This is a genomic window from Brevibacterium sp. K11IcPPYGO002, assembly GCF_050920635.1.
Lineage (GTDB): Bacteria > Actinomycetota > Actinomycetes > Actinomycetales > Brevibacteriaceae > Brevibacterium.
The window spans coordinates 2830272-2854073 of sequence record NZ_CP131929.1 but is presented as its reverse complement, the minus strand read 5'-3'; the positions used below and the strand labels follow the sequence as shown (position 1 = coordinate 2854073).

The 23802-nt window shown below is 63.7% G+C and carries 25 protein-coding genes; 17 read left to right on the top strand and 8 right to left on the bottom strand.

All coding sequences use genetic code 11. The features are described 5' to 3' along the window. Nucleotides 1–518 precede the first annotated feature (518 nt). From QYM46_RS12965 to QYM46_RS12920, 10 genes are all read left to right on the top strand, one after another. On the top strand, nucleotides 519–1370 hold the full coding sequence (locus QYM46_RS12965) for a hypothetical protein (protein ID WP_432789237.1): 852 nt from the start codon (nucleotides 519–521) through the stop codon (nucleotides 1368–1370). 10 nt (nucleotides 1371–1380) lie between these two features. Next, entirely contained in the window at nucleotides 1381–2541 is a 1161-nt protein-coding gene (locus tag QYM46_RS12960) for a DUF5047 domain-containing protein (RefSeq protein WP_432789236.1), read from the top strand. Further along, complete coding sequence (locus QYM46_RS12955; protein WP_432789235.1) at nucleotides 2534–3409, top strand: hypothetical protein; 876 nt, start codon at nucleotides 2534–2536, stop codon at nucleotides 3407–3409. Before QYM46_RS12960 ends, QYM46_RS12955 begins: the two co-directional genes overlap by 8 nt. Before the next feature lie 64 nt (nucleotides 3410–3473). Beyond that, nucleotides 3474–4070, top strand: coding sequence for a hypothetical protein (locus QYM46_RS12950; RefSeq protein WP_432789234.1), 597 nt, complete (start codon nucleotides 3474–3476; stop codon nucleotides 4068–4070). Nucleotide 4071: 1 nt separating this feature from the next. After that, on the top strand, nucleotides 4072–5628 hold the full coding sequence (locus tag QYM46_RS12945; protein ID WP_432789233.1) for a hypothetical protein: 1557 nt from the start codon (nucleotides 4072–4074) through the stop codon (nucleotides 5626–5628). A 48-nt stretch (nucleotides 5629–5676) separates the two neighbouring features. Then, nucleotides 5677–5961: a hypothetical protein gene (locus tag QYM46_RS12940; protein ID WP_025780251.1), complete on the top strand. Its 285-nt coding sequence runs from the start codon at nucleotides 5677–5679 to the stop codon at nucleotides 5959–5961. Then, nucleotides 5958–6680 (top strand): hypothetical protein, encoded by a 723-nt coding sequence (locus tag QYM46_RS12935; protein ID WP_432789232.1) that lies wholly within the window; start codon nucleotides 5958–5960, stop codon nucleotides 6678–6680. The genes QYM46_RS12940 and QYM46_RS12935 overlap by 4 nt, the downstream gene beginning before the upstream one ends. A 128-nt stretch (nucleotides 6681–6808) precedes the next feature. Further along, nucleotides 6809–7774 (top strand): peptidoglycan recognition protein family protein, encoded by a 966-nt coding sequence (locus tag QYM46_RS12930; protein ID WP_432789231.1) that lies wholly within the window; start codon nucleotides 6809–6811, stop codon nucleotides 7772–7774. Between the two features lie 3 nt (nucleotides 7775–7777). Further along, complete coding sequence (locus QYM46_RS12925; protein ID WP_432789230.1) at nucleotides 7778–8176, top strand: hypothetical protein; 399 nt, start codon at nucleotides 7778–7780, stop codon at nucleotides 8174–8176. Nucleotides 8177–8325: 149 nt separating this feature from the next. Next, the gene (locus QYM46_RS12920; RefSeq protein WP_432789229.1) at nucleotides 8326–8712 is read left to right on the top strand and encodes a VOC family protein; all 387 of its coding nucleotides are present in this window, start codon (nucleotides 8326–8328) and stop codon (nucleotides 8710–8712) included. Between the two features lie 71 nt (nucleotides 8713–8783). Here QYM46_RS12920 and QYM46_RS12915 read toward each other — a convergent pair whose 3' ends face one another. Continuing rightward, nucleotides 8784–9071 carry a hypothetical protein gene (locus tag QYM46_RS12915; RefSeq protein ID WP_432789228.1) on the bottom strand — a complete coding sequence of 96 codons (288 nt, stop codon included), beginning with the start codon at nucleotides 9069–9071 and terminating at the stop codon, nucleotides 8784–8786. 204 nt (nucleotides 9072–9275) lie between these two features. Between QYM46_RS12915 and QYM46_RS12910 the strand changes: the two genes are divergently transcribed. Continuing rightward, the gene (locus QYM46_RS12910) at nucleotides 9276–10943 is read left to right on the top strand and encodes a polysaccharide pyruvyl transferase family protein (protein ID WP_432789227.1); all 1668 of its coding nucleotides are present in this window, start codon (nucleotides 9276–9278) and stop codon (nucleotides 10941–10943) included. Nucleotides 10944–10959: 16 nt separating this feature from the next. On the opposite strand, the gene QYM46_RS12905 is transcribed toward QYM46_RS12910, so the two are convergent. After that, nucleotides 10960–11271 carry a helix-turn-helix domain-containing protein gene (locus QYM46_RS12905; RefSeq protein ID WP_432789226.1) on the bottom strand — a complete coding sequence of 104 codons (312 nt, stop codon included), beginning with the start codon at nucleotides 11269–11271 and terminating at the stop codon, nucleotides 10960–10962. Nucleotides 11272–11446: 175 nt separating this feature from the next. Here QYM46_RS12905 and QYM46_RS12900 point away from each other — a divergent pair, with 175 nt between their 5' ends. Next, entirely contained in the window at nucleotides 11447–11716 is a 270-nt protein-coding gene (locus QYM46_RS12900; protein WP_432789225.1) for a hypothetical protein, read from the top strand. Between the two features lie 437 nt (nucleotides 11717–12153). On the opposite strand, the gene QYM46_RS12895 is transcribed toward QYM46_RS12900, so the two are convergent. From QYM46_RS12895 to sdhC, 6 genes are all read right to left on the bottom strand, one after another. After that, on the bottom strand, nucleotides 12154–12324 hold the full coding sequence (locus tag QYM46_RS12895; protein ID WP_155807412.1) for a hypothetical protein: 171 nt from the start codon (nucleotides 12322–12324) through the stop codon (nucleotides 12154–12156). Between the two features lie 415 nt (nucleotides 12325–12739). Continuing rightward, nucleotides 12740–13966, bottom strand: coding sequence for a D-alanyl-D-alanine carboxypeptidase family protein (locus tag QYM46_RS12890; protein ID WP_432789224.1), 1227 nt, complete (start codon nucleotides 13964–13966; stop codon nucleotides 12740–12742). A gap of 572 nt (nucleotides 13967–14538) precedes the next feature. Continuing rightward, nucleotides 14539–15327, bottom strand: a complete 789-nt coding sequence (locus QYM46_RS12885; protein WP_169252812.1) for a succinate dehydrogenase iron-sulfur subunit — start codon at nucleotides 15325–15327, stop codon at nucleotides 14539–14541. Beyond that, complete coding sequence (sdhA, locus tag QYM46_RS12880) at nucleotides 15327–17087, bottom strand: succinate dehydrogenase flavoprotein subunit (RefSeq protein ID WP_169252811.1); 1761 nt, start codon at nucleotides 17085–17087, stop codon at nucleotides 15327–15329. Before sdhA ends, QYM46_RS12885 begins: the two co-directional genes overlap by 1 nt. 9 nt (nucleotides 17088–17096) lie before the next feature. Then, a complete protein-coding gene (locus tag QYM46_RS12875; RefSeq protein ID WP_025778711.1) occupies nucleotides 17097–17546 on the bottom strand; it encodes a succinate dehydrogenase hydrophobic membrane anchor subunit in 450 nt (149 codons plus the stop codon). Between the two features lies 1 nt (nucleotide 17547). After that, entirely contained in the window at nucleotides 17548–17925 is a 378-nt protein-coding gene (gene sdhC, locus QYM46_RS12870) for a succinate dehydrogenase, cytochrome b556 subunit (RefSeq protein ID WP_081770431.1), read from the bottom strand. A 345-nt stretch (nucleotides 17926–18270) separates the two neighbouring features. On the opposite strand from sdhC, the gene QYM46_RS12865 reads away from it, so the two are divergent. The 5 genes from QYM46_RS12865 (at nucleotide 18271) to QYM46_RS12845 (ending at nucleotide 23627) form a co-directional block, all read left to right on the top strand. Further along, nucleotides 18271–19380 carry a mannose-1-phosphate guanylyltransferase gene (locus QYM46_RS12865; RefSeq protein ID WP_025778708.1) on the top strand — a complete coding sequence of 370 codons (1110 nt, stop codon included), beginning with the start codon at nucleotides 18271–18273 and terminating at the stop codon, nucleotides 19378–19380. Nucleotides 19381–19603: 223 nt separating this feature from the next. After that, nucleotides 19604–20776, top strand: a complete 1173-nt coding sequence (locus QYM46_RS12860; RefSeq protein WP_432789223.1) for an amidohydrolase — start codon at nucleotides 19604–19606, stop codon at nucleotides 20774–20776. A 108-nt stretch (nucleotides 20777–20884) separates the two neighbouring features. Beyond that, nucleotides 20885–22051: a BMP family ABC transporter substrate-binding protein gene (locus tag QYM46_RS12855; protein ID WP_432789222.1), complete on the top strand. Its 1167-nt coding sequence runs from the start codon at nucleotides 20885–20887 to the stop codon at nucleotides 22049–22051. A gap of 35 nt (nucleotides 22052–22086) precedes the next feature. Beyond that, nucleotides 22087–23190 (top strand): adenosine deaminase, encoded by a 1104-nt coding sequence (locus QYM46_RS12850; protein WP_432791738.1) that lies wholly within the window; start codon nucleotides 22087–22089, stop codon nucleotides 23188–23190. Then, entirely contained in the window at nucleotides 23187–23627 is a 441-nt protein-coding gene (locus QYM46_RS12845) for a hypothetical protein (RefSeq protein WP_432789221.1), read from the top strand. Before QYM46_RS12850 ends, QYM46_RS12845 begins: the two co-directional genes overlap by 4 nt. Nucleotides 23628–23802: the final 175 nt, after the last annotated feature.

Sequence of the window (23802 nt, the reverse complement as noted above, 5' to 3'; positions counted from 1 at the left end):
AGATCACGGCGATTGTGGATCCGGCGCATGCTGGGGTGCTTCTGCGGGCTAATTTCGATGACTCGGTTCCAGACACCCTGGCACAGCCGGAAAAGGTTCTGCGGAAGAATCTCATTACCGACCCTGCCCTACTCTCGGCGGCGTTCTGGTCGACCGCTGACATTATTCGGCGTGTCACATTCCCGTCTGGGTCTGTCGGGAATATTTTCAGCGGCGGAATGGAGCAGAGATGGGTCGACGGCTCGCTCCACGCGGAGTCGGAGGTAGTCGCCAGCGTCGTACCAGGTGATGTCATTACGATAGGCATGAACGCGTCCGCCCCTGTCGGGACGGACATAGGCCTCAGGCTGTACTGGTATAACGACAGTGGCTATATGAGCTCCAATAGCGCGGTTATCACTGGTGCCGGTGTAACAAACTTCTCCCGTGCTGTCGTTACCGGAACTGCTCCAGCAGGGGCGAAGTCCTTTCGGGTCTCTGTGTGGGGGCAGCAAGCGGTCAATAATACCTACATCTATATGGATGCGTTGACCGCTGAGTTCGGGCGAACCGACGGGTCCTACTTCGACGGCGATACCCCAACTAATGGTGACAAGCACTACCGCTACGCCAGTGATGGAACGTCCGAGGAGTACACCCCGGCGACACCATTTATCCCCGGCAAGCCCGGAACGGTGGCGAAGGTGCGGTTTGAACGGCAGGACGGCAGTGTTGTCCGCTCCGGGAATCCCGCTTGGGCGCCCGGTGGGTACGCGCACGCCTACGACCACGAAGCCACGCTCGGCGGTGGCACACTGTGGCGGGCTGTTCCGATTCGCTTCGACGGCACCGAAGGGACTCCTTCCGAATACGTGGGCGCAGTCATTCCCGCACTGTCTGACGGGTGGGCATGGTTGAAACCCGTCACCGACCCGGACAAAGCCATGCTGCTGAAAGTCGAACCACCAGACCTGTCCTACGACGGCCGCGTCGACACGACCAGCATCACCGGAGCACCCCGCCCCGCCGCAACGTGGGACGTCCTCGAAGGGTTCACCACACGGTTGCGGTCCCTCGTGCGTGAGAAGGACGTCGAAGAACACCTCATGGCCCTGTTGGACGAAGGCCCAGTGCTCGCACAGTTCCCCGCCTGCGCAGGCTTGCCGGACTTCTACTTCATCCGCGGGAAACTCGACCTCGAACACGTCCACTGGGACGGATGGCCCTGGCGCCGCTACCAGTGGGACGTCATCCAGATCGACCGACCCGACACCACCGACAGCCCGTTGCGGGTGCCTGGCCTGTCCTACAACACCGTCGAACGTGACTGGACGACCTACGACCAACTCGCGGCCACGGTGGACTCGTACAACAACCTGCTCGAACCATAAGGAGGCACCCGTGTTCCCTGTCTCTGATCGGTGGCTGCAGTCGCTGTCTCTGGCTCGGTATGAGCCCGTCGTGCAATGGTCACCCGACCGCGGAAACACCTGGTTGGATCTGACCTTGCATGACGGGTCCATCACCGCCGCCTCCACCTCACAAGTCCGGTGGACCGCCCGCGGCCTCATCGTCTCCGGCGCAGACATTGGCCGTCGCGCACTGTCCCCATACGGTGCCCGGATTCGCGTGTTCATGCGCATGCACTACGACCGCCACACCGTCGAAACCGTGCCACTCGGTGTGTACCGGGTCGAAGAAGTGTCCCAGGCCGGTCTCCGGCCCGGACGGGCACAGGTGGACGGGCTCTCCCTTGAGGCGCAGGTGCAGGACGAACGGTTCCACCAACCGCGTACCCTGCCGATCGGCACCGGTCAATACTGGGCCACCACCCTCATCAAAGAAGTCCTCCCCGAAGTCAGCATGTCCTGGCGGCTGGGGTCGTCACTGACACCTCAGCTCGTCGAGGAACGCGACCGGTGGGGCTTGATCGACGGCCGCTCCCGCGACCCCTCCATTGCCAAGTCCCTCGGTGGTCGCGTGTTCTGCGACTCCCGCGGGTCCTTCGTCGCAGCCCCCGTCCCGACCCTGGAAAACGAACCCGTGTGGGAACTGGTCGCCGGCGCCGGGGGAGCCTTGGTCGAACCGCAGCAGACACTGTCCCGCGACGGAGTGTACAACCAGGTCGTAGCCTCAGGAGCGTCTGAGAACGGGCAGCCACCTGTCGGGCCGGCAGTCGCATCTGATGTCGACCCGGTCTCGCCGACCTACTACAAGGGGCCGTTCGGGGCGGTGCCGTTGTTCTACACGTCGAAGCTGCTGACGACGTTCCCGCAATGCCAAGCGGCCGCACTCTCACTGCTGGCACCACGGCTGGGATTGAAGCAGACCGTGTCGGTGTCGGCGCTCGTCAACTATGCGATCGAACCCGACGACGTGATCTCGGTGACGATGCCCGACGGTCACGAGGAGAACCACATCGTCGACTCGGTGTCCTACTCGCTGACTGGGTCGACGATGAGCATGCAGACACGATCAACCACGTCGACGGGACTGACCACGATCAGCATGGACGCCGATACCGACTACGGCGAAGGCGAGGAAGGAACATTCGATGAGTGAGGCAGAATCCGATCTCGCGGCCCTGGTCCGCGCCGAAGTCGAACGACAGGCCAACCCTTTTCAGATCATGGTCGTCGATTCCGTGCAGGAGGACGGCACCGTCAACCTGCAGTGGGGTGAGGGCATCATCAACGGGGTCGCCGCGAACGTTTCCTACTCGCCACGCGCTCAGGGTGATGTCGTCCTCGTCCTCAACCACAATGCCGGTTGGCGGGTCATGGACAAGATCGGTGGTCCCGTCCAGATCGATATTCCCGAACCCATCGACCTCTCGTTCGGAACTCCCGCCCCGGCAGGGTACGCGCAGGCGTCGGCCGTGTGGGTCAAAGATGGTGCCCTCTACGTTCAGACTGGCGAAGGCCCGGCGCCGGGCCCGGGCGACCCGCCCACGGCATCGACACCGGACCCGGTGACCGTCGAACCGACCGCCCGCCAGGGGTACAGGTCGGGCCGAAAGGACAGTCAACGGTTCGCTCAGGGGGCGTCGCCGGCGTATCCGAAAGCCTGGACGTCGATCTGGACCTACGGTGGCCGGATCAAGAATGCCTGCCAGGGGAAAACGGTCGACAAGATGCAGATCCGTGTCGCCCGCACATCGAAGTATCACGGAACGTCGAAGAAAGTGCGGCCGAAGTTCGGTCTCCACGACGAGGCTTCTCCGCCCGGATCGACACCATCTCTGTCGAGCAGGTGGGACGGTCCCGGCCTTGGGTTCGGGTCATCTGAGCTCGCCACGATCCCGGCGGCCCAGGCGGCGAAGCTCGCGGCAGGGGACATGCGCGGCATCGGTGTCAGTGCTGGCGTGTCGAACTCGTCCTACCTGATCTACAAGCTCGCCAGCGGAAACCTGCGCATCACGTTCAAATAGACCACCACCGTTCGAAGCACCCATACCGTGGGTGCCTTTCTCGTACCCGAAATGGAGACCACTTATGCCGAACACCCCGTTGTCGAAGATCCCGTACCCCTCGGGCACGGACGCCCCCGCAGCGGCCGCCGACATGATGGCACTTGTCATGTCCGCCGACGACAGGCTCGTCCTCAAAGCCATTGACGAAGCCGACCGGGACTCGAAGTACGGAGAAGCGCCAGTCTCGTCTCTCGTGGTCTCGGGCGAATCACGCAAGATCTGGCTCAAGACCGGCGACCTGCCCACGGACTGGTTCACCGTCTACGAACGGCAGGAATACACCGACGGATTCTCAGCCAACACCGGGTGGGAGATCGAGTACGCCCGGGCAGTGCGGAACACCTCGACAACCGAGATCCGCATCAGGGTGCTGCGCACCGGTGACGACATCATCATCAACGACCGCGGCAACTTCGACGACGAGAAGGTCATGGATCTCCCGCCTGAAGTCGCGGCCACGATCGATGGTGTTCAGGTCATGGCGCCGTGGCGGGCCGCCCGCACCGGTGGTATCGCCCGGATCACGATCGGTGGCGGTGTGTGGCTGTGTGACGGGCACACGAACTCAACAATCCCTTCCGGTGACTCCGTGTGGGTCTCCTCGACTTGGAACAACTGATATGGCGCTCAATCATTTCGGTGGCGGTCCCTCGGACATCGTCACAGACGCAGAAGGAAACGTCGTCGGTGGTGTGCAGCTGCGCGTGTACACCGCCCAGGATGGTGGCAGCCGAGTCACGGAGCTCTACGACTTCGACGGCACCCCACTGTCCGGGGTCGTCGTCTCGGATTCCTCGCCAGGCAACATCGGCCGGTGGTCATTCCAGGCCAGCGACAATTACGACCAACTGTTCATGGACGACGGGGTCAGCGACCGGTGGGTTGTGCCCGCCCGGGAGACGTACACGGCCACCCGGCAGGCTCTGGGCCTCGCGGGTGAGGCGAAGACCGTCGCCGAAGCGGCTAAGGACACCGCCGAGCACGCGTTGGACGAAGTCAACGAACGCCTCGACACATACGGGGACCTCGACATTTTCTCCGTCGCCCCACAGTTCGCCACCCAGTTGCGCATCCCCTCCGACCTGGTGCTCCAATCGTTTGACCGTGATTCCCGCACCGGCGACTACTATGTGGCGCAACCTCGCGTGATCACCGGGTCGTCCACGGAGTCGACGATCATCTACCGGTGCTCGCCGGCGGGCGCGGTCATGGAGACGATGACGTTCATCGGTGGCGGCCACGGGTCAGCCATCGCCGTCGAACGCGACGGCAACGACGTGTACATCTGGACATGGTGGGTCAAGAACGAAGGCGGCGGACCCACCGAAGGACTCTGCCGAGTCCGGTGGTCGGCTGGCCAGTCGATCCACATGTCCGACCCGCTCGTGCAGGCCATGACCCGCCTTGATGGGGAGAACCAAACATTCGCCGCGATCGATGAGGAAGCTGACCGGATCGCGATCCGCAGCTCCGCCGCCGGCATGGAACACTACTACCTGCGCCGGCTCTCCCAGTTCAAGCTCGGCTACGGTGAAGTGCTGGCGTCACTGCCGGGCATGAGTATTGGCGAATACGGGCCCTACCAGGGGCACACGAGCCTCGACGACTACCTCTATGTCGCCCGAGGTGGCACTGGCGGGTTCCCGCCGGTGATCTTCCGGTACGAATGGGCCACCGGCGCCGTGGATGCTCTCGACGTGTCCTCGGCTGCTGTCGGGTTCTCCGGTGCGGCTCCCGGCAATTATGCCGAGCTCGAGTCGATGTCGGTGTGGAGGTCTGGCAACGGGCGCCCGTCCTTGTATTTCGGGTTGGCTACAGGTTCGTACACGTTTCGGCAGTCGATGGCGTTCGTGTTCCGCACCCCTGACACGGACACCCCGGTCACGCCGGCACTGCGGTCTCTGAACTCGTCCATCCAGTCGGGAAGCGTTGGTATTCCTGGCGGAAACGGCACAGTCACGACGAAGCATGTCACGTTCAAGTGGGAATTCGACGGCACCCCGATTGTGGTGCTGACGCCGATCTCATCGAATCCAGACATTGTCGAGTCGGTGACTGTCGCCAACGTGACTGCTCAAGGGTTCGATGCCTACATGTTCCGCACGTCCTCGGCGGCAACCCCCGTCTCGTGGTTCGCCTACTACGGGCCAGGAATGAACGAACACACACCCGCATGACCAGCTTCGAAACCGAATCGCCACACCGATGACAGGAGGGACCATGCAGTGGATATCCCATCGTTCCTCACCACCTACGGCGGACCAGGAGGCATCGTCGCCGTCGCGGCGTGGTTCTTCCTCTCCGACCGCAAGTTCAACGCCGAACGCCGTGCCGAGCTGCGCGAAGATATCGACCGTGAACAGCGTGACAACGCAGACCTGCGCACCGCGCTCACCGACGAGAAAGCCAAACGCATTGCAGCTGAATCAGAACGCGACCAAGAACGAGCACGGCGCATCGCCCTCGAAGACCAGCTGCGCATCCTCCAACAGCGCGACGGAGGTGCATGATGCGAAACCGACACGATGACCGCCGCGACCGCGAATTCCCACCCCGCTGGGTCAACACACTCTTCCTTCTCGCCGCGATCGTGTGCGCCGTATGGACGATCTGGACAATCACCTCCACCCAACAGGAAGCCGACAACGCTACAACGAACGCAAACGCCCTCGCCGACCAAGTCTCACAGGCGTGTGCTGAGGGATCTGTGAAGGTCAACGGCCGCGACATCTGCACGAAAGCCGAGCAGGTGAAGAAGAGCGTGAAGCCTGCCGAACCCGGACCCGCTGGCCCACCCGGACCCCGCGGACCCAAAGGCGAACCCGGCCAGGACTCCACCGTCCCCGGCCCTGCCGGCAAACCAGGCCAAGACGGCGAAGACTCAGATGTTCCTGGACCCGTCGGGCAGCAGGGCGATACCGGCGTTCCAGGTCCCGCTGGTGAACCCGGATCGACAGGGCAGAAAGGCGAAGCCGGCGCGCCCGGACAGGACGGTGCTCCCGGAGCCAAAGGTGAGAAGGGCGAGAAAGGCGATCCCGGGCCGAAGGGCGACAAAGGAGACACCGGCAGTCCCGGAAAGAACGGACGCGGAGTCGCATCCGTCGCCTGCACAGCAGGCGGCGACTGGCTGTTCACCTTCACCGACGACACCACCATCACCGTCGACGGGCCCTGCCGCGCCCAACAGACCACGACGACGCCGACGAGCACGCCCACGATCGCACCGTAATCGCCCAAACTCCACACCGCCCCAGGTAATCCGCCTCGGGGCTTTCTCTATGCCCGGAAGGGGTAGCTATGGCCATGATGCCAGGAGCCGTGAACAGGTTCCTATCGAACCAGGCCAGACAAGGCCGCATGAAGTCCTACCAGGGAGTCTGTCTCCACACCATGGTGGGCAGTCTCGCCGGCACCGACAGCATGTTCCAGAAGGACGGCACCGTCGGCACTGAATCCCACTTCGGAGTCGGCGAACACGGTGAGATCTACCAATGGGTCGACACCAAGTACACCGCCGACGCGAACTACCTCGGATCCGGCCACGTCATCAGCATCGAGACCGCCGACTACGGCGGCTCATTCGGACGCTGGAACACCCGCGGGGACAACGTGCCCTATTGGAACGCGAAGCAGATCGCCGCGATCGTGAAGATCATCGTCTGGGCGTGCAAGACCCACGACATTCCCATCCGCATGATGGCCAACTCCCGCGACCGCGGCATCGGCTACCACGCCATGGGAGTGCCCGGGAACGAACTTCCCAGCAAATACAAGGGCACCCGCTACCAGTGGTCGAAGTACGCCGGCAAAGTCTGCCCCGGCCGGAAACGCATCTCCCAGGTGCCCGGAATCGTCAAACTCGCCCAGACCGGCTCCACCACCCCCGCCACCTCATCGGAAGGAATCCTCGGCATGTCCAAATACAGCGGCGGCAAGCATTATGCAGGCCAACAGAAACTCACCTACAACAAGTGGGAACACGTCCACCTCAACTCACAGGGCGACGTCTCGATCCTCACCTGCAACGGCCACCCCTTCATGGCTCAAACCGGAATCACCGTCGAAGGACTCAAACCCGGCGAATCCATCCAGTTCCGGTACATCATCTCGTCCTACAAGAAGGGCACGAAGACGAAGATCACCGACCGCTACCCGAAGCAAGAGTTCGTCGGCACCAGCGGTGGAACCTACATGGCCCCCACCCAGATCGGCGGCAAGGGCAAAGGCGGCGGTGGCCGTAGCAACCGTCTCCGCCTCCTCGTCTGGACGAACTCCAGAACAGCCAAGATCACCTCCATCCACCCCAAGTCAATGAAAGGCTGACCCATGACAACCTCAATCATCCGCACCGTCGTCCCCATCATCGTCGGCGCAATTGCCAGCGCCCTCGCCACCGTAGGCTTCGAACTCTCCGACGAAGGACGCGAACTCATCGGCACCGTCCTCGGCGCACTCATCGCGATCGCCTACTACATCATCGCCCGAGCCCTCGAACAGAAGTTCCCCAACGCGGGGGTGCTGCTCGGCAAACCCTCCCGACCCGTCTACCTCGACAACACCCCGTTCGACACCGACAACGCCGAAGAAATCGACCCAGACGATGACGACGACGAACCACTCGACGACATCGACGACGAAGAACCCACAGACGAAGGTCTCGAAGCGCTCGCTGCCGCCGAGGTGGACAACACCCCACCGGTCGAGGACTACCGCCCGAAGCACTGACCTCGGTACAGCAACGCCCCGGCCTCACTGCGGTGAAGTCGGGGCGTTTGTCGTCCCGGAACCCCGAGCGGTCGTGACGGAATACGCGAGTTCATGCATTGGTTGAAGCAATACCGATGACCACAGATTGAACAGGGAAGGCTCCACCTATGACAGAACACGCCCCACTGACACTCGGCGCCTGGAACGTCCAGGCAGACAATCCCGAGGCCCTCGGCGAATTCTGGGCGAGCTTTCTCGACGTGTCACCGAACCATTACTCGGGGATGGCGTACCTACCGGCTCACGAGAGCGGCGGCGTGCCGATGATGTTCCAGCCGCGGACGACACCGCGCCCGGACCACCAGGACTCTCACCTCGATCTCACTGTCCCATGGGGCCAGCGCAGATCCCAGGTCGATCGGGCAGTCTCGCTCGGCGCGACGTTTAAGTGGGACGTCCTCGATGAGCATCCTCACGTTCGATGGACGACACTTGCCGACCCCGAAGGGAACCTGTTCTGCGTCGCAGAGCATCCACCAGCAGACGCAGAATAGTCCTCCGATATGAAGACGGCCCCGGCCTCACCTCACGGTGGGGTCGGGGCCGCTTTTGCGATTCTCGCGTGCTAAAGGTCTTCGGGCGAAATTTCTTCGTGATGCTCCTTGACATACAGTACGGGAGTCGACTGTTTCCAGATCCAGTCAAGCACCCTCAGGGTTTCCTCTACCTGCGGCAACTCCCAGACCTGGAGACGCGGGATATATTTCGCGCCGAGCTCCTTTAGTCGCTTCTTCTCATACTTGAAGCGGTGGGTTGGTTTACCCGCCTTGGCCCGATACTGCAGTCGCACCCACAACACATGGTCGGGACTGAAGAGGTACTCGGCGAGTTCTTCGTGAGCAGGCTCATGCATGGCCCCAGTATCGCACCGTGCGCAAACCGCCCCGGGCTCACAGCGAAGTGAGACCGGAGCCTTTTCGTCGTTCATCTGCTGAGCAGATCCTGCGCGAGCTCGACACGCTCAATCACATCCGAAGTCGGATGCTGAACGTTTTCTGATAGTATCCGGTGACCGCTTCACTGTTCACGTAGTCACGCTCGCGCCGGAGGGAGCCGCATGGAAATCGGCCTCATAGGAATCAACAAGTACGCCAAATATCTGAACTTCGCGTGCGACCTTCACATCTATGCTTTCCAACAATTCCTGTCCCAGAACGGCTACTCGTCGACCATCTTGGACTACAAGCCGGTCTACTACGGAAACTTCGATATGCGTTACCCCGCCAAGGACGCAGAGCGCAAATACCGTGAAGCGGTGAAGAAGAAGTCGAGCAGAGCGACGCTCGACAAACTCGCAGACATGGCCCTGGGGTACCGGACCGCGTCGGCAGAACGTGAACGGCGGCTCGATAAGTTCGAAGCGTTCGTCAAAGACCGCCTGAAATTCACCGAAGAACAGTACGATTCGGATCTCCTCGAAGTGGAAGATCCTGGGTTCGACTGCTACATCTGCGTCACGGACGTGATCTGGCAGTCCCTCGCCAAGCACGACTTCGACCGCGGCTTCTTGCTCGGAAGCAAAGCATTCGAGGGCAAGCAGAAGATCGCCTATGCGGCGAGCCGCGGAGCTTCCAAGGACTTCAACGACAGACAAGAAGCCCTCTTCTTCGAGTACCTTGACGACATCGACACCATCACGGTGCGAGAGCGCGACTTCGGCGAGTACATCGAAGCGAAATCTGACAACCGAGCACCACTGGTGTTGGACCCAGTGCTGCTGCACGACAGGTCGTTCTGGGACGAAGTGGCGGTCAAACCCAGCGAGGAACGATACGTCGCCCTGTACTACGTGATGGAGCAGGCCTCAGACACGATCGACAAAGCCGTCGAGTACGCGAAGCTGCACGACCTGACAGTCGTTGAACTGTCGGATCGTCCGTTCAAGTACGGGAAGGTAACCGACCCCGACGTCAAGCACGTCTCCCGCTACGACGTGGGAATGGAAGAGTGGCTGGGTTATATCCAGAACGCCGAAGCAGTATTCACGAACTCCTTCCACGGATGCTGTTTCTCACTGCTGTTCGAGAAGACGTTCTTCGCCGGCCGTCGCAACGGTCAGAAGGTCCCGAACTTCCTGGCAACGTTCGGACTGGACGCGCAGCGTTTCGGCGCGGAATCCGATATCAACAGCTTCTCAGGAGACATCGACTACACGCACGCCAAGAGCGTCCTCGGGCGCCTGCGCCAGGAATCGTCTGACTTCATCCTGCATGCGATAGGTGAGGCCGAGAGCCGGTTCAACTCCGGCCAGGCCAAAGACACATCTCAGCACGAACGTCGCCGACAGAGCCTCACCTACCCAGTCCGATTCCACAGCGGGCAATCCTCCGAGGACGTGCAGATGACCCGCTCCAAAGCACAGGAAGTCAGCGTGACTCGGCTGAAGAGCGGAGGTCTGGAATACCATGTCCCGACCAGCGTCTATGCCAACGACGGCGAAACTGCCATCGACAATTCCCGGTTCACGCGTCCCGGTCATCAACTCGATGGGTGGACGTTGCGATTCCGAATCGACAACCGGTGGTTCTGGCTTCTGGACGATGGATCCATTGCTCCTTCAACAACGCTGGGGAGTGAACTGGATGATCGTAAGCTCGTGATCAAGCCGGGAGACAAGGTTCCGCATCTTCCGGTGAACAAGGTCAGCATGGTGGTGTTCACTGCGAGGTGGTCAGAAGCACGATCGTTCGTGTCTCGTCTTAAGATCCGCGCCGGCATGAGCTGATCACCGGACGGCACTCTCAGGTCCTCGAACTGTGCTTCCGGACGATCTCTTCGATCGACGACACCGACCGCCCCAACGCTTGGGCGCGCTCAGCCACTGTGAGGTCGGTGCGACCGGTCGCGAAGTCGATGTCGTCGCGTGTCCACGGCCGCCACAGGTTCGCGGCTCTCGCATCTTCGCGCTGCCCGACTTCGACTTCCCATTCGCGCAGCCACCTACTCGCCGTTGAGGTGTTCACCCCGACGGCGGCCGCAATGTCGGCAATGCTCTGCCCGGCCTCACGTCGCAGGGTGATCTCCTCGCGCAGTCGCGCCTTGTCCTCGGCCACCGCGTGACGCTTGGTTGGAGAGATGGGGCTGGTGCCACGCCGGTACCGGTCATAGCAGCGTTTGCACAACCCACGCGCAACCGCATCCCGGTCACACCACACTGCGGCACAAGTGCTCATGCTGGGCTCATCTTTGAGGGCATGGCTATAGGGTAGCGGATGCATAATAGAACTCATGATCGAATATGAGGACTACGGCACAGCCACTTGGCGGTACTGGCAGAAGATCCGCAACGAGGCCGGCGCCCGCGGTTCCTTCCGGGACCGTCCGCCGCTGCGGGTGCGTGCTCGTGTCGTGTTCGAGCGGGACGGCGCCGTAGGGGTCGATGGCACCGCCACGCGCCTCGGCTTCGACGGGGCGATCTTCGTTGAGATCAAGGACCGGCGCATGCAGACTATCGGCGTGTGGTTGCCGCCGGATGATGTGTGGTGGCCAGGGCAATGAGTGCCCACGATTGCCCAGAAATTGCCCACACTTCGCCCAAATCAACCCACATTCAACCCAGGCGCAACCCACCCGGCAGCCGCGAGAATTCAACGATCACACGGTTCACCTCGGAGGGAGAACGAACCACGACTTCTTCTCCGGTTCGGGATCGTCCTACGTCATCGGCAAGGCCGGGAACACCGAAGACGACGACTGGGACTTCTGAGTCCTCGCGCCACAGATGCCGAAACGGCCCATCCGAGCACACTCGCTCGGATGGGCCGTTGGCCGTTGTCATAGGGGAGTGTAGCCGTATTCGATGCGGCCGTGAATGACAGACGCCCACCCGCTGCTTAAAACCCGGCAGCAAGTGGGCGTCTTCTCAATCAGTGAGGATCGGGCCGACCCGGTTGGGCCGTGCTGATCCCTGCAGATCGGGGTGACCGAGGTTCGTATCAGGCGGCGGCCATCGGCGTGATCTCACGCAGCGAAGTGCCGGTGAACAGCACAACACGGCCGGTCGCATCTTCGATCGTGATCTCACCAGGAGCCTGACGGCTGATCCGGGGATCGATCATTCCTGCGTGTGCGAGTCCGCGCTGGACCCACTGTGGGAACTCAGACATGGTTCCCTCCTTTCTTCAGTTGTGAATAGCAGGCAACGACGCGCGCTATTCTTCAGGTTCTCAATACGGCGATTGGGTGGTCGCCATGGGGATCTGCGATTCGAAGAGACACAGTGTCCGGAACATTCATCTGCAAAGTCGAACCATGATCGGGGCCTACGACTTCAAAAGCTTGTCGTCAGGAGCAACGCAACGATCGGTTCGATGAACGCGGACAACTTCGAACGCAAGTTGTAAGCGTAACGCGTCGATGTCCACGTTGTCCAATTGAGGTCAGAACCCTAGGCTCAGGTCGACCGACCTTACCGCCGGCCGTCTCGCCGAGGCGGCACCGAACCCCAACGTTGATCCTCTCGCCGTGGTGGACCTGCAAATCGTTTTCGCCGGCCTCTCGCCGAGACAACCCTGAATGCTCTTATCGTAGGCCCTGCATCCGTGCCCGGATTCGCAGCCACAGGATCACCGTGGCGATGAAGAGCACGACCCCACCCGCCAGGAGGACGAGCGCCAGGGGATTGTCCAGTGCTGCACCGACGGTCTGGGACGCCATGGATGGCTCCGACTCATCGGACTTCTGGGACTCCGTCGCTCCGCTCGAACCCGATTCGGCACCCCCGACATCACTCGAGCTGCCAGTGGCGGTCGGGACCGCCTCGGCGGTGGCCTGAACCCCGACGGGAACGGTCTGCAGCGATTTCGGGTTCTTCTGGGCGAAGTCCCATTCGAGCAGGTCGACGGCGGCCTGACGCGAGTTGTTGTCGATGCCGAGCATCGTCGCGACCACACGGTGCCCGTCTCGCTCGGCCACGGCCACATACGAACCCTTCGCGGCCCGGGTGAACCCGTTCTTCAGACCCAGCCCGCCGTCGACCTGGCCGACGATCTTCGTGTGATTCTGGATCTCGTAGCCTTTGAACTTCTCTTTCGTCTGCGGGTTCTTCCCGCCCGGGAACTTGTATGTCTCCGTGCCGATGACCTTCATGAGGTAGTCGTCCTCGCACACCGCCCACGCGAGCTTCATGAGGTCTTCGGCGGTCGTGTACTGGCCTTTCGCGTCCAGGCCCGAGGTGTTCTTCGCCTGCGTGTTCGACATGCCCAGTTCCGCGGCCTTCTCGTTCATCAGCTTCACGGCCTTGTCCTGCCCGCCGGTTGCCCGTCCCAGAGCATTCGCCGCATCATTGGCGCTCGACATCAGCATCGCGTGGAAGAGCAGATCGATCGAGTACTTGTTCGTCTGCATGAGACCGACCTTCGTCCCATCGACTTCCATGTCCTCGAACTCCGCGGTCACCTTCTTCTTCTTGTCAGCGAACTCGTCGACGAGCGCGAGAGCCGTGAGCAGCTTGATCGTCGACGCCGGAGCGTGCCGCTTCTCCACGTTCTTCGCCACGTGCAGCTCCCCGGAATCGAGGTCGCCCACAAGCCAGGACGTGCCCGTCGGCTTCGGGGGCTTCGCGCCGTCACCGAGGTCGTCGGGACTGACATACGCCGGTGCTGTCGACTCCGCCGGCTGGGACACCGCCTGCGCGGGTGCGGGGGAGTGGACGAGCTGGGCGGCGAGCACCAGCAGTGCGGCAGCGAAGCCGAGGACGCGCAGGAGCACGGCGCGTGGTGAGGAAGCAGTCGAGCGGGTGAAACGCATGCGCCCCAGTCTACTTTCGCCTCAGGCAGCTCGTCCTCAGGATTCCCTCACAGGGACGAACCATCACCGAGGCGAGATCCACCTTGTCCGCACGCTCGACCGAGGCGTCACCCACGGAGGCGTCCCGACCGGCGCGGCACCCGCCGGCGCGGGCTCCACCGGCAGAGGTGCCCTCCCATCGGCTGGAGTGAGCTTTTGGTACAGATTCTTTCGGACTGCTCAGGTTCCTCACTGTGCATTTGAGAGAACTGTGGACCGTAATCCGGCTGGAACGCTGTCGAAGCGGCTGGACCACTTCCGCAAAAGCACAGTTGAAGTCCAGTGGCACATGTTCAAATCAGTGCTCTCTGACTTCAACCGTGTATTTGAGGAAGTTGTCCCCTCCTCACCGCGGCCGCACCCTCACCGTGGCGCCCGACCCACCGCAGCGGCACCCCACCCAACGAGGCGGCGCCTCTCCCCGAGGCGCCCCACCCACCGAGGCTGTACCCCACCCACCGAGGCGGGGCAGACGAAAGCGGCCCCGCACCGTGTGGTGCGGGGCCGCTGCAGTCTGACTTGCGCTTACGCGATCAGAATGCGCGCTGCAGGATCGCCTGCTTCACCTCGGCGATGGCCTTGGTGATCTCGATGCCGCGAGGGCAGGCCTCGGTGCAGTTGAAGGTGGTGCGGCAGCGCCACACGCCTTCCTTGTCGTTGAGGACCTCGAGGCGCATGTCTCCGCCCTCGTCACGCGAATCGAAGATGAAACGGTGCGCGTTGACGATCGCGGCCGGACCGAAGTACTGGCCGTCGGTCCAGAACACGGGGCACGACGAGGTGCAGGCTGCACAGAGGATGCACTTCGTGGTGTCGTCGAAAGCCTCACGCTGTTCGGCCGACTGCAGACGCTCACGCGTGGGCTCGTGTCCCGAGGTGACGAGGAACGGCATGACCTCGCGGTACGACTGGAAGAAGGGCTCCATGTCGACGATCATGTCCTTCTCGAGCGGAAGGCCCTTGATCGCCTCGACGGTGATCGGCTTGGACGTGTCGAGGTCCTTGAGCAGCGTCTTGCAGGCCAGGCGGTTGCGGCCGTTGATGCGCATCGCATCGGAACCGCAGACGCCGTGGGCGCAGGACCGGCGGAAGGACAGCGAACCGTCGATCTCCCACTTGATCTTGTGGAGGGCATCCAGCACTCGGTCGGTGCCGTACATCGTGACGTTGTATTCCTCCCAGTGCGGCTCCGAATCGACCTCGGGGTCGAAACGGGCGATCCGGAAGGTGCAGTCGAAGGACGGGATGGACCCGCCTTCGCCGGACACGTGGGTCGGCAGGTCGATCTTCGACGCTGGCTCTGGGGTGGTATCGGTGCTCATCAGTACTTACGCTCCATCGGCTGGTAACGGGTGACGATGACGGGCTTCGTCTCCAGACGCATGCCCTTGATGCCGTCGGTCTCCGCTTCGGGATCGAGGTAGGTCATCGTGTGGTGCATGAACTTCTCGTCGTCACGATCCGGGAAGTCCTCGCGGAAGTGTCCTCCGCGCGATTCCTTGCGGTGGATGGCGGCGACAGAGATGACCTCGGCGAGCTCGAGCAGGAAGCCGAGCTCGACGGCCTCGAGCAGATCGAGGTTGTAGCGCTTGCCGCGGTCCTGGATGCCCACGTTGTTGTAGCGCTCGCGCAGCTTGGCGATCTCGTCGAGAGCCTCACGCAGCGTCTCATCGGTGCGGAACACCTGGACGTTGGCGTCCATGATGTCCTGCAGGTCCTTGCGGATCGCCGCGATGCGCTCGGTGCCGTCCGAGGTGCGCATCTTCTCGAGCATCTCGACGACGTCGGTCGCCGGGCTCTCGGGCAGCTCCACGAACTCGGCGGTCTGCGCATATTCCGCAGCGGCGATGCCGGCACGCTTGCCGAAGACGTTGATGTCGAGCAGCGAGTTCGTGCCCAGACGGTTCGAACCGTGCACGGACACGCAGGCGCACTCACCAGCGGCGTAGAGGCCGGGGATGACGGTGTCGTTGTCGGCGAGCACTTCGGCTTCGATGTTCGTCGGGATGCCGCCCATCGCGTAGTGCGCGGTCGGGAAGACCGGCACCGGCTCCGTGTAGGGCTCCACACCGAGGTAGGTGCGGGCGAACTCGGTGATGTCCGGCAGCTTCTCGTCGATGTGAGAGGGCTCGAGGTGGGTGAGGTCGAGCAGGACGTAGTCCTTGTTCGGTCCGCAGCCGCGGCCCTCGCGCACCTCGTTGGCCATCGAACGGGCCACGATGTCACGCGGAGCGAGGTCCTTGATCGTCGGGGCGTAGCGCTCCATGAAGCGCTCACCCTCGGAGTTGCGGAGGATGCCGCCCTCGCCACGTGCCGCCTCGGAGAGCAGGATGCCCAGGCCGGCGAGGCCTGTGGGGTGGAACTGGAAGAACTCCATGTCCTCCAGAGGGATCCCGCGGTTGTAGGTCACGGCCATGCCGTCACCGGTCAGGGTGTGCGCGTTCGAGGTGGTCTTGAAGACCTTGCCGACACCGCCGGTGGCGAAGACGACCGACTTGGCCTGGAAGACGTGGATCTCGCCGGTGGCCAGTTCGTAGGACACGACTCCGGCCGGGCGCTTGACCCCGTCGACCTCGGTCATGAGGAGGTCGAGGACGTAGAACTCGTTGTAGAACTCCACGCCGTGCTTGACGCACTGTTGGTACAGGGTCTGGAGGATCATGTGACCGGTGCGGTCTGCGGCGTAGCAGGAGCGGCGCACGGCGGACTTGCCGTGGTCGCGGGTGTGTCCGCCGAAGCGACGCTGGTCGATCTTGCCCTCGGGGGTGCGGTTGAACGGCAGCCCCATCTTCTCGAGGTCGAGGACGGCGTCGATGGCTTCCTTGGCCATCACCTCCGCGGCGTCCTGGTCGACCAGGTAGTCACCGCCCTTGACGGTGTCGAAGGTGTGCCATTCCCAGTTGTCCTCTTCCACGTTCGCCAGTGCGGCGCACATTCCGCCCTGGGCGGCACCGGTGTGCGAACGGGTGGGGTAGAGCTTCGTGAGAACGGCGGTGCGGGCACGCTGGCCCGACTCGATCGCCGCACGCATGCCGGCGCCGCCGGCGCCGACGATGACGACGTCGTAATGATGTACCTGCATGTTTCTCCTTTAGGCCTTGCAGAACTCAGCCAGGACCGAGGGGTCCGCTCCGGCCGGGCAGGGATCGAACGTGAAGATGACGAGCGTGCCGAGCACGATGACGATGACCGAGGCGATGTAGAGGATCACCTGCAGGGACATGCGTGTGCCGGGCTTCTCGGAGTAGTCCATGATGATGGTGCGCAGACCGTTGGTGCCGTGCAGCATCGCCAGCCACAGCATGAGCAGATCCCAGATCTGCCAGAACGGGCTGGCCCACTTGCCTGCGACGAATCCGAAGTCGATGGCCTGGACGCCGTCGCCGGCCCACAGGTTCACGAACAGGTGGCCGAAGATGAGGATGACGAGCACGACGCCGGAGATGCGCATGAACAGCCATGCGAACATCTCGAACTTCGAGCGCGTCGACTTGTGCCGGGAGTAGCCGGTCCGCGGAGCCGGAATGGATGTTGTGCTCATGTCAGCCTCCGAAGGTGTGCATCAGCTGGCGGGGAATGAAGGCGATCATGATGATGAGCCACACAACCATGACTCCCCAGAACAGCTTCTTCTGATTTTTCGGGCCACTCTTCGAGAAATCGACGAGAATGACGCGCAGACCGTTGAACGCATGGAATGCGATTGCGGCGACGAGCGCGATCTCACCGAATGCCATGACCGGTGTCTTGTAGGTTCCGATCACTGCGTTGTAGGCCTCGGGCGAGACGCGGACGAGGGCAGTATCGAGCACGTGGACCAGAAGGAAGAAGAAGATTCCGACGCCTGTGACGCGATGCGCGACCCAGGACCACATTCCTTCGTTTCCTCGGTACAGAGTGCCCGTAGACGCTTTGGCCACGGAGCATCCTCCATCTTGATAATTCGGGTGTGTACGTCTAGAAACTACGCCGAAGACCGCTTCCGTGCCAGTCGAGACACGGGTGAGCGTCCCGGATCACACCGCAACCCTGGCAATTCCCTCAAAACTGGGATTCACCGTTTCACGGAATTTCATTTACATCACAGTCGTGTGCTCTAAATTGTCTCGTTCTCGTTCTGACCTTGACGGCCCGGGAACACGGGAGCACCATCGCCGAGGCGGTCCTGAGGTGGGGAGATCCCCACCGGGTGCCTGTGGTTCGGCTCATCCGACACGGCGGGCAACCTCGGGGAAGGCGTGCCCGAACTCTGAGACACTGAATCCGTGAACACGCACTTCCACGCCATCATCCCCGCCGGCGGATCCGGAACGCGCCTGTGGCCGCTGTCTCGCCGGGCGACGCCGAAGTTCCTCCACGATGTCCTCGGTCTCGGTCGCAGCCTCATCCAGGCCACCTGGGATCGGGTCGCGCCGATCGTCGGCGACGACAGAGTCTGGGTGGTCACCGGCGAGAGCCACTTCGATCAGGTCGCCGAACAGCTGCCGCATATCGCCCGCGGCCAGATCATCGCCGAACCCTCACCGAAGGATTCCGCTGCCGCCATCGGGCTGGCCGCCATGCTCATCGCCCGCGAGGATCCCGAGGCCATCGTCGGATCGTTCTCCGCCGATCATTCGATCACGAACGTCGACGAATTCCGGCTCGTCATCGATCAGGCCGTCGCGGCCGCGGAGACCGGAGACATCGTCACGGTCGGCATCATGCCCCGCAATCCCGCCACGGCCTACGGCTATATCGAGACCGGTGACCTGCTCGGACTCGACGGGGCGCCCACGGCCCGGCGGGCGCTGGCATTCGCGGAGAAGCCGGAGGCGAGCACGGCTCGTCAGTATGTGAACTCCGGACGCTACCGCTGGAACGCGGGCATGTTCATCGCCAAGGCCTCCGCCCTGCTCGACATCCTCGCCGAGGAGGACCCGCCGCTCTATTCGGGGCTGGCCCGGATCGCCGAAGCCTGGGACACCCCGGATCATGACGAGGTCCTCAGCGCCGTGTGGCCCGGACTGGAGAAGCGAGCCATCGACTATGTGGTGGCCGAACCGGCAGCCGCGGCCGGTCGTGTCATCGTCATTCCCGGTGACTTCGGCTGGGACGACGTCGGCGACTTCGATTCGGTGGCCAGGCTGCGCCAGCCGGTGCCCGGGGAACCGCGGGGAGTGATCTCGATCGGCGGGAACACCGACCTGCTCGAGGTCGATGCCTCGGGCGTCGTGTTCTCCGAAGGACCGCGGACGGTGGCCATCGTCGGGCTCGACGACCTCGTCGTCGTCGACACCGACGACGTCCTGCTCATCACCTCCCGCTCACACGCCCAGGATGTGAAGAAAGCCGTGTCCCTCGCCGGTGAGCGCGGACTCGACGAACTGCTCTGATCCTGGAGGGCCGTCTCCGGAACCGGGCGGATCTGTACCCTGTCGTGCACGGCAGGGGTGGGCGGACGTGAACGGGGCGGTCGCCTCGGCGAGGGTGGGAAAGCAGGACGCGAAGTATGTCGAAATTGGTCGCAATGGGCACATTTATGACATCGAGTGCCTAGCATGGCTTGAAATGTTCGACATCGCCCATCCCCGACCTCCCCGCTCTGAAGGACCCGACGTGATCAGCTCGACAATCGCTGAGATCGGTGCTGAACTCATCGATTTCCGCCGCGACATCCATGCCCATCCGGAACTGTCCTTCCAGGAGTTCGAGACCACCGACAAGATCGTCGCCCGCCTCGAGGCCGCCGGCCTCAAGCCCCGGCGCCTCGAGAGCACCGGAGTCGTCTGCGACATCGGCGACGGGCCAGTGGCCGTGGGGCTGCGCGCCGATATCGACGCCCTGCCGGTCGATGACCTCATCGATGAGGAATTCCGGTCCACCGTGCCCGGCGTCGCCCACGCCTGCGGCCACGACGTCCACCTGACCTCCCTCATCGGTGCCGGCATCGCCCTGCAGAAGATCCACGAGACACGGCCCGGCGGACTCGGCGTCCGGGTGCGCCTGATCTTCCAGCCCGGTGAGGAAGTCACCCCGGGCGGTGCCCTGCGCGTGATCTCCCAAGGCGTGCTCGACGACGTGCCCGAGGTCTACGCCGTCCACTGCGACCCGAACGTCGACATCGGCAAGGTCGGTTCGCGCATCGGCGCCATCACCGCCGCCGGCGACACCGTCATCATCCGCCTGTCCGGTCACGGAGGGCACACCTCGCGTCCGCACCTGACCGAGGACCTCGTCTACGCGCTGGGCAAACTCGCCACCGATCTGCCCTCGACCCTGGGCCGGCTGATCGACCCGCGCCACGCGATCTCTCTGGTGTGGGGCGAGATCAGCGCCGGCCATGCCGCGAACGTCGTCCCCAGCGAGGGGATCCTGCGCGGAACTCTGCGGTGCCTCGACGTCGACGGCTGGAACCAGGTCGCCGAGGTGCTGCCCGAGCTCGTCGACCGCATCGCCGGACCCTACGGAGTCGAGGTCGACCTCGAACATCGCCGAGGCGTCCCACCGGTGGTCAACACCGAAGACCAGGTCACCCTCATCGAATCCGCCGTCCGCGGGGAACTCGGCGAGAACTCGGTGCAGCTGACCCCGCAGTCCATGGGCGGGGAGGACTTCGCGTGGTACCTCACCCACTGCCCGGGAGCGCTCATCCGTCTGGGCACCCGGACACCCGGCGGCATCACCTACGACATCCACCAGGGTGATCTGCTCATCGACGAACGTGCCGTGGAGATCGCCGCCCGCGTGTTCACGGCCACCGCGCTCAAGGTCCTCGACCGCGACCGGTGATGGCCCGGCGGCTGATTGCCCGCACGCGGTCGGCCGCCGCTGCCCTCTGACCTGCCTCGGACGATGTCTTATTACGCCGTGTCAGGGCGGGCCGATAATCTTGGACTCATGAGGATAAGAGCCCGAACCACGCAGATCGCCGCGCTCGCCGCGGTCGGCGTCCTCACGCTCAGCGCCTGCTCCGTCACGGCCCCCGACGCCCTCGAAGAGGAACGGCTGGGCTGCCTCGTCTCGGCCCCGGCCGGCTTCGACGATCACTCCGCCGGTGCACTCACCCTCGAAGAGACGGAACTGGCCCGCGGGGCCGGGGTCTTCTCAGGCACCTCGAGTCAACGCGTCTCGGGTGGGTCGGCCACCTCGGCGGCATTGGATCGGATGCACGGGCACGACTGTGCACTGACCACGGTCATCGGCCCCGGCGGAGCGGACGAACTCGCGGACTTCGCCGCGGCTCACCCCGACGACCTGTTCCTCGGGGTCTCGCCCGGCACCGACGACCTGCCGAAGAACGTGCTGAGCATGGATTTCGACCTCGTCCCACCGGCGTTCATCGCCGGCTTCACCGCGGCCACTGCCTCTGAGACGGGAAAAGTCGGCATCGTCGTCTCGCACGGATTCCCGCAGGCCGACCGCATCCTGGCCGCCTTCGACGCCGGTGTCGATCTGTACAACAAGGAGAAGGACGAGGACCTGCCGAAAGCGGAGTCCTACCATCCCTCCTCGGACCGGGCCGCCTCGGCGAACGGTTCGCCGCGGGCGATCGACGACACCCGCGACGCCGGGAAGGACTACTTCGAACGATCCTTCGACGCCGATGTCGACGTGCTCGTTCCGTTCGGATCGGCGGCCGCGATGGGAGTGGTCACCTCGGCGGATGAGAAGCGGACCGACCTGACCGCGGCCACGGAGGACCCGGAGAGCGGGGACGATGGGCCGAGCCTGCCGAAGGTCATCTGGTACGGCACCGCGGGCGGGTTCTCGAAGGTGATCGTGGCCACCGTGGAGCCGAACGTGCGCCGCGGACTGCGGACGATGTTCCCCGATTGGCCGCAGAGCAGGAACCCCGACGAGGTGGCCCCCGCCCCGAAGACGGAACCGGAGGAGATCGGCGGCTTCGAAGTCAGCGAGCGACGGTACGAGGGCACGATCGACAACGGCGGGGTGCGGATCGTCGCCGAGGACGGATTCCTCTCCCGTGTCTCCGACGCCGGACGGGGGATCACGGACCTGCGGGAGCGGATCAAGAGCGGGGAGATCGACCCGGAGAAGGGATGAGGGGCGCACGCCGCATCGGATAAGCTGAGACGGTGATGAATGTACCCGCCGGCGTCGCATCGGACGACCCCATCCTGCAGCTGCCCAAAGTCTCCCTCCACGATCACCTCGACGGCGGTCTGCGCCCGTCGACGATGCTCGAGCTGGCCGACTCGATCGGTCACACCCTGCCCGCCACCGATGCCGAGTCGCTGCGCCGGTGGTTCTCGGAGTCCGCGAACTCCGGTGACCTGGTCCGCTACCTCGAGACGTTCTCGCACACCGTGGCGGTCATGCAGAGCGAGGACAACCTGCGCCGAGTGGCCAAGGAATGGGTCCTCGACCAGGTGGCCGACGGCGTCTTCTACGCCGAAGCCCGGTGGGCTCCCGAACAGCACCTCGAGGGCGGACTCGAACTCGACGCCGTCGTCGAAGCCGTCCAGGAGGGTCTGGAGGCCGGTGTCTCCGAGGCCGCGGCCGAGGGCAAGTACATCCGCGTCGGCCAGCTCATCACGGCCATGCGGCAGGCCGAAAACTCCCTGGCGATCGCCGAACTGGCCATCCGCCATCGCGAGAAGGGCGCGGATTCCGGTGTCGTCGGATTCGACATCGCCGGACCCGAGAACGGCTTCCCGCCGTCTGCGCACCTCTCCGCCTTCAACGCCCTGCATCAGGCGTATGTGCCGGTGACGATCCATGCCGGTGAGGCCGCCGGCAAGGAATCCATCCATGAGGCGGTCACCATCTGCCATGCCCAGCGTCTGGGCCATGGTGCGCGCATCGTCGAGGACATGGACATCGTCGACGGTCAGGGCCAGCTCGGCAGCCTCGCCGCCTGGGTCCTCGACCAGCAGATCCCGCTCGAACTGTGCCCGAGCTCCAACCTGCAGACCGACATCGGAGGCACCATCGCCGGACACCCGATCACGGGACTGAAAGACCTCGGCTTCGCCGTCACCATCAACCCGGACAACCGGCTGATGTCGGGCACCTCCGTCTCACGTGAGATGCGTCTGCTCGTCGATGAGGCCGGCTGGAACCAGACCGACCTCGAATGGGCGACGGTCAATGCTGTGACCGCGGCCTTCCTGCCGTTGGATGTGCGTGAGCGCATGCTCGACGAGATCCTCATCCCCGGATTCGCCCGGGTGACCATTTGAGCTCACGCAATGGCCGGACCGCAGGCTCCGGTGCCTCACCGGAGCCTGAGGGGCACGGGATTCCGACCCCGCGGGCGATGCTGCTGCCCGTCATCGTCCTCGGCATCCAGGCACTGGCCCTGATCGGTGCGGCGGTGTCGTTCGTCATCACGGCGATCACCGCCGGACCGCTGGCGGCCTCGCTGATCGGTCTGGCCGTCATGTTCCTCATCTTCGCCGCCGGTGTCGGCGCCGCAGCCCGGGGCGCCTGGCGCCTGCACCGGTGGGCGCGTCCGGCGGCGATCGCCTTCGAACTGCTCGTCATCGTCTTCGCCTTCAGCGTCATCGGCGGTTCCCTGCTGCTGGGACTCGCCTGCCTCGTCACCGCGATCGCCGTGATCATGGGCTTCTTCCTGCCCCCGGTCGTCGACGCCTACAACCGCGCCCTGACCGACTGAGCCGGTTCAAGCAGGTGCTCGTCCGAACATAGGTCGCTTTCGGATACTTTTCTCGCTCGAAAGTATCCGATAGCGACCTGAGTTCTGCGCTGGCGCGTCTGACGGGCAATCTGCGCACACTTAACTCGCGTCAGCGGGGCTGACCGCAGCAACGGATCCGCGGTCAGGTCGGAGC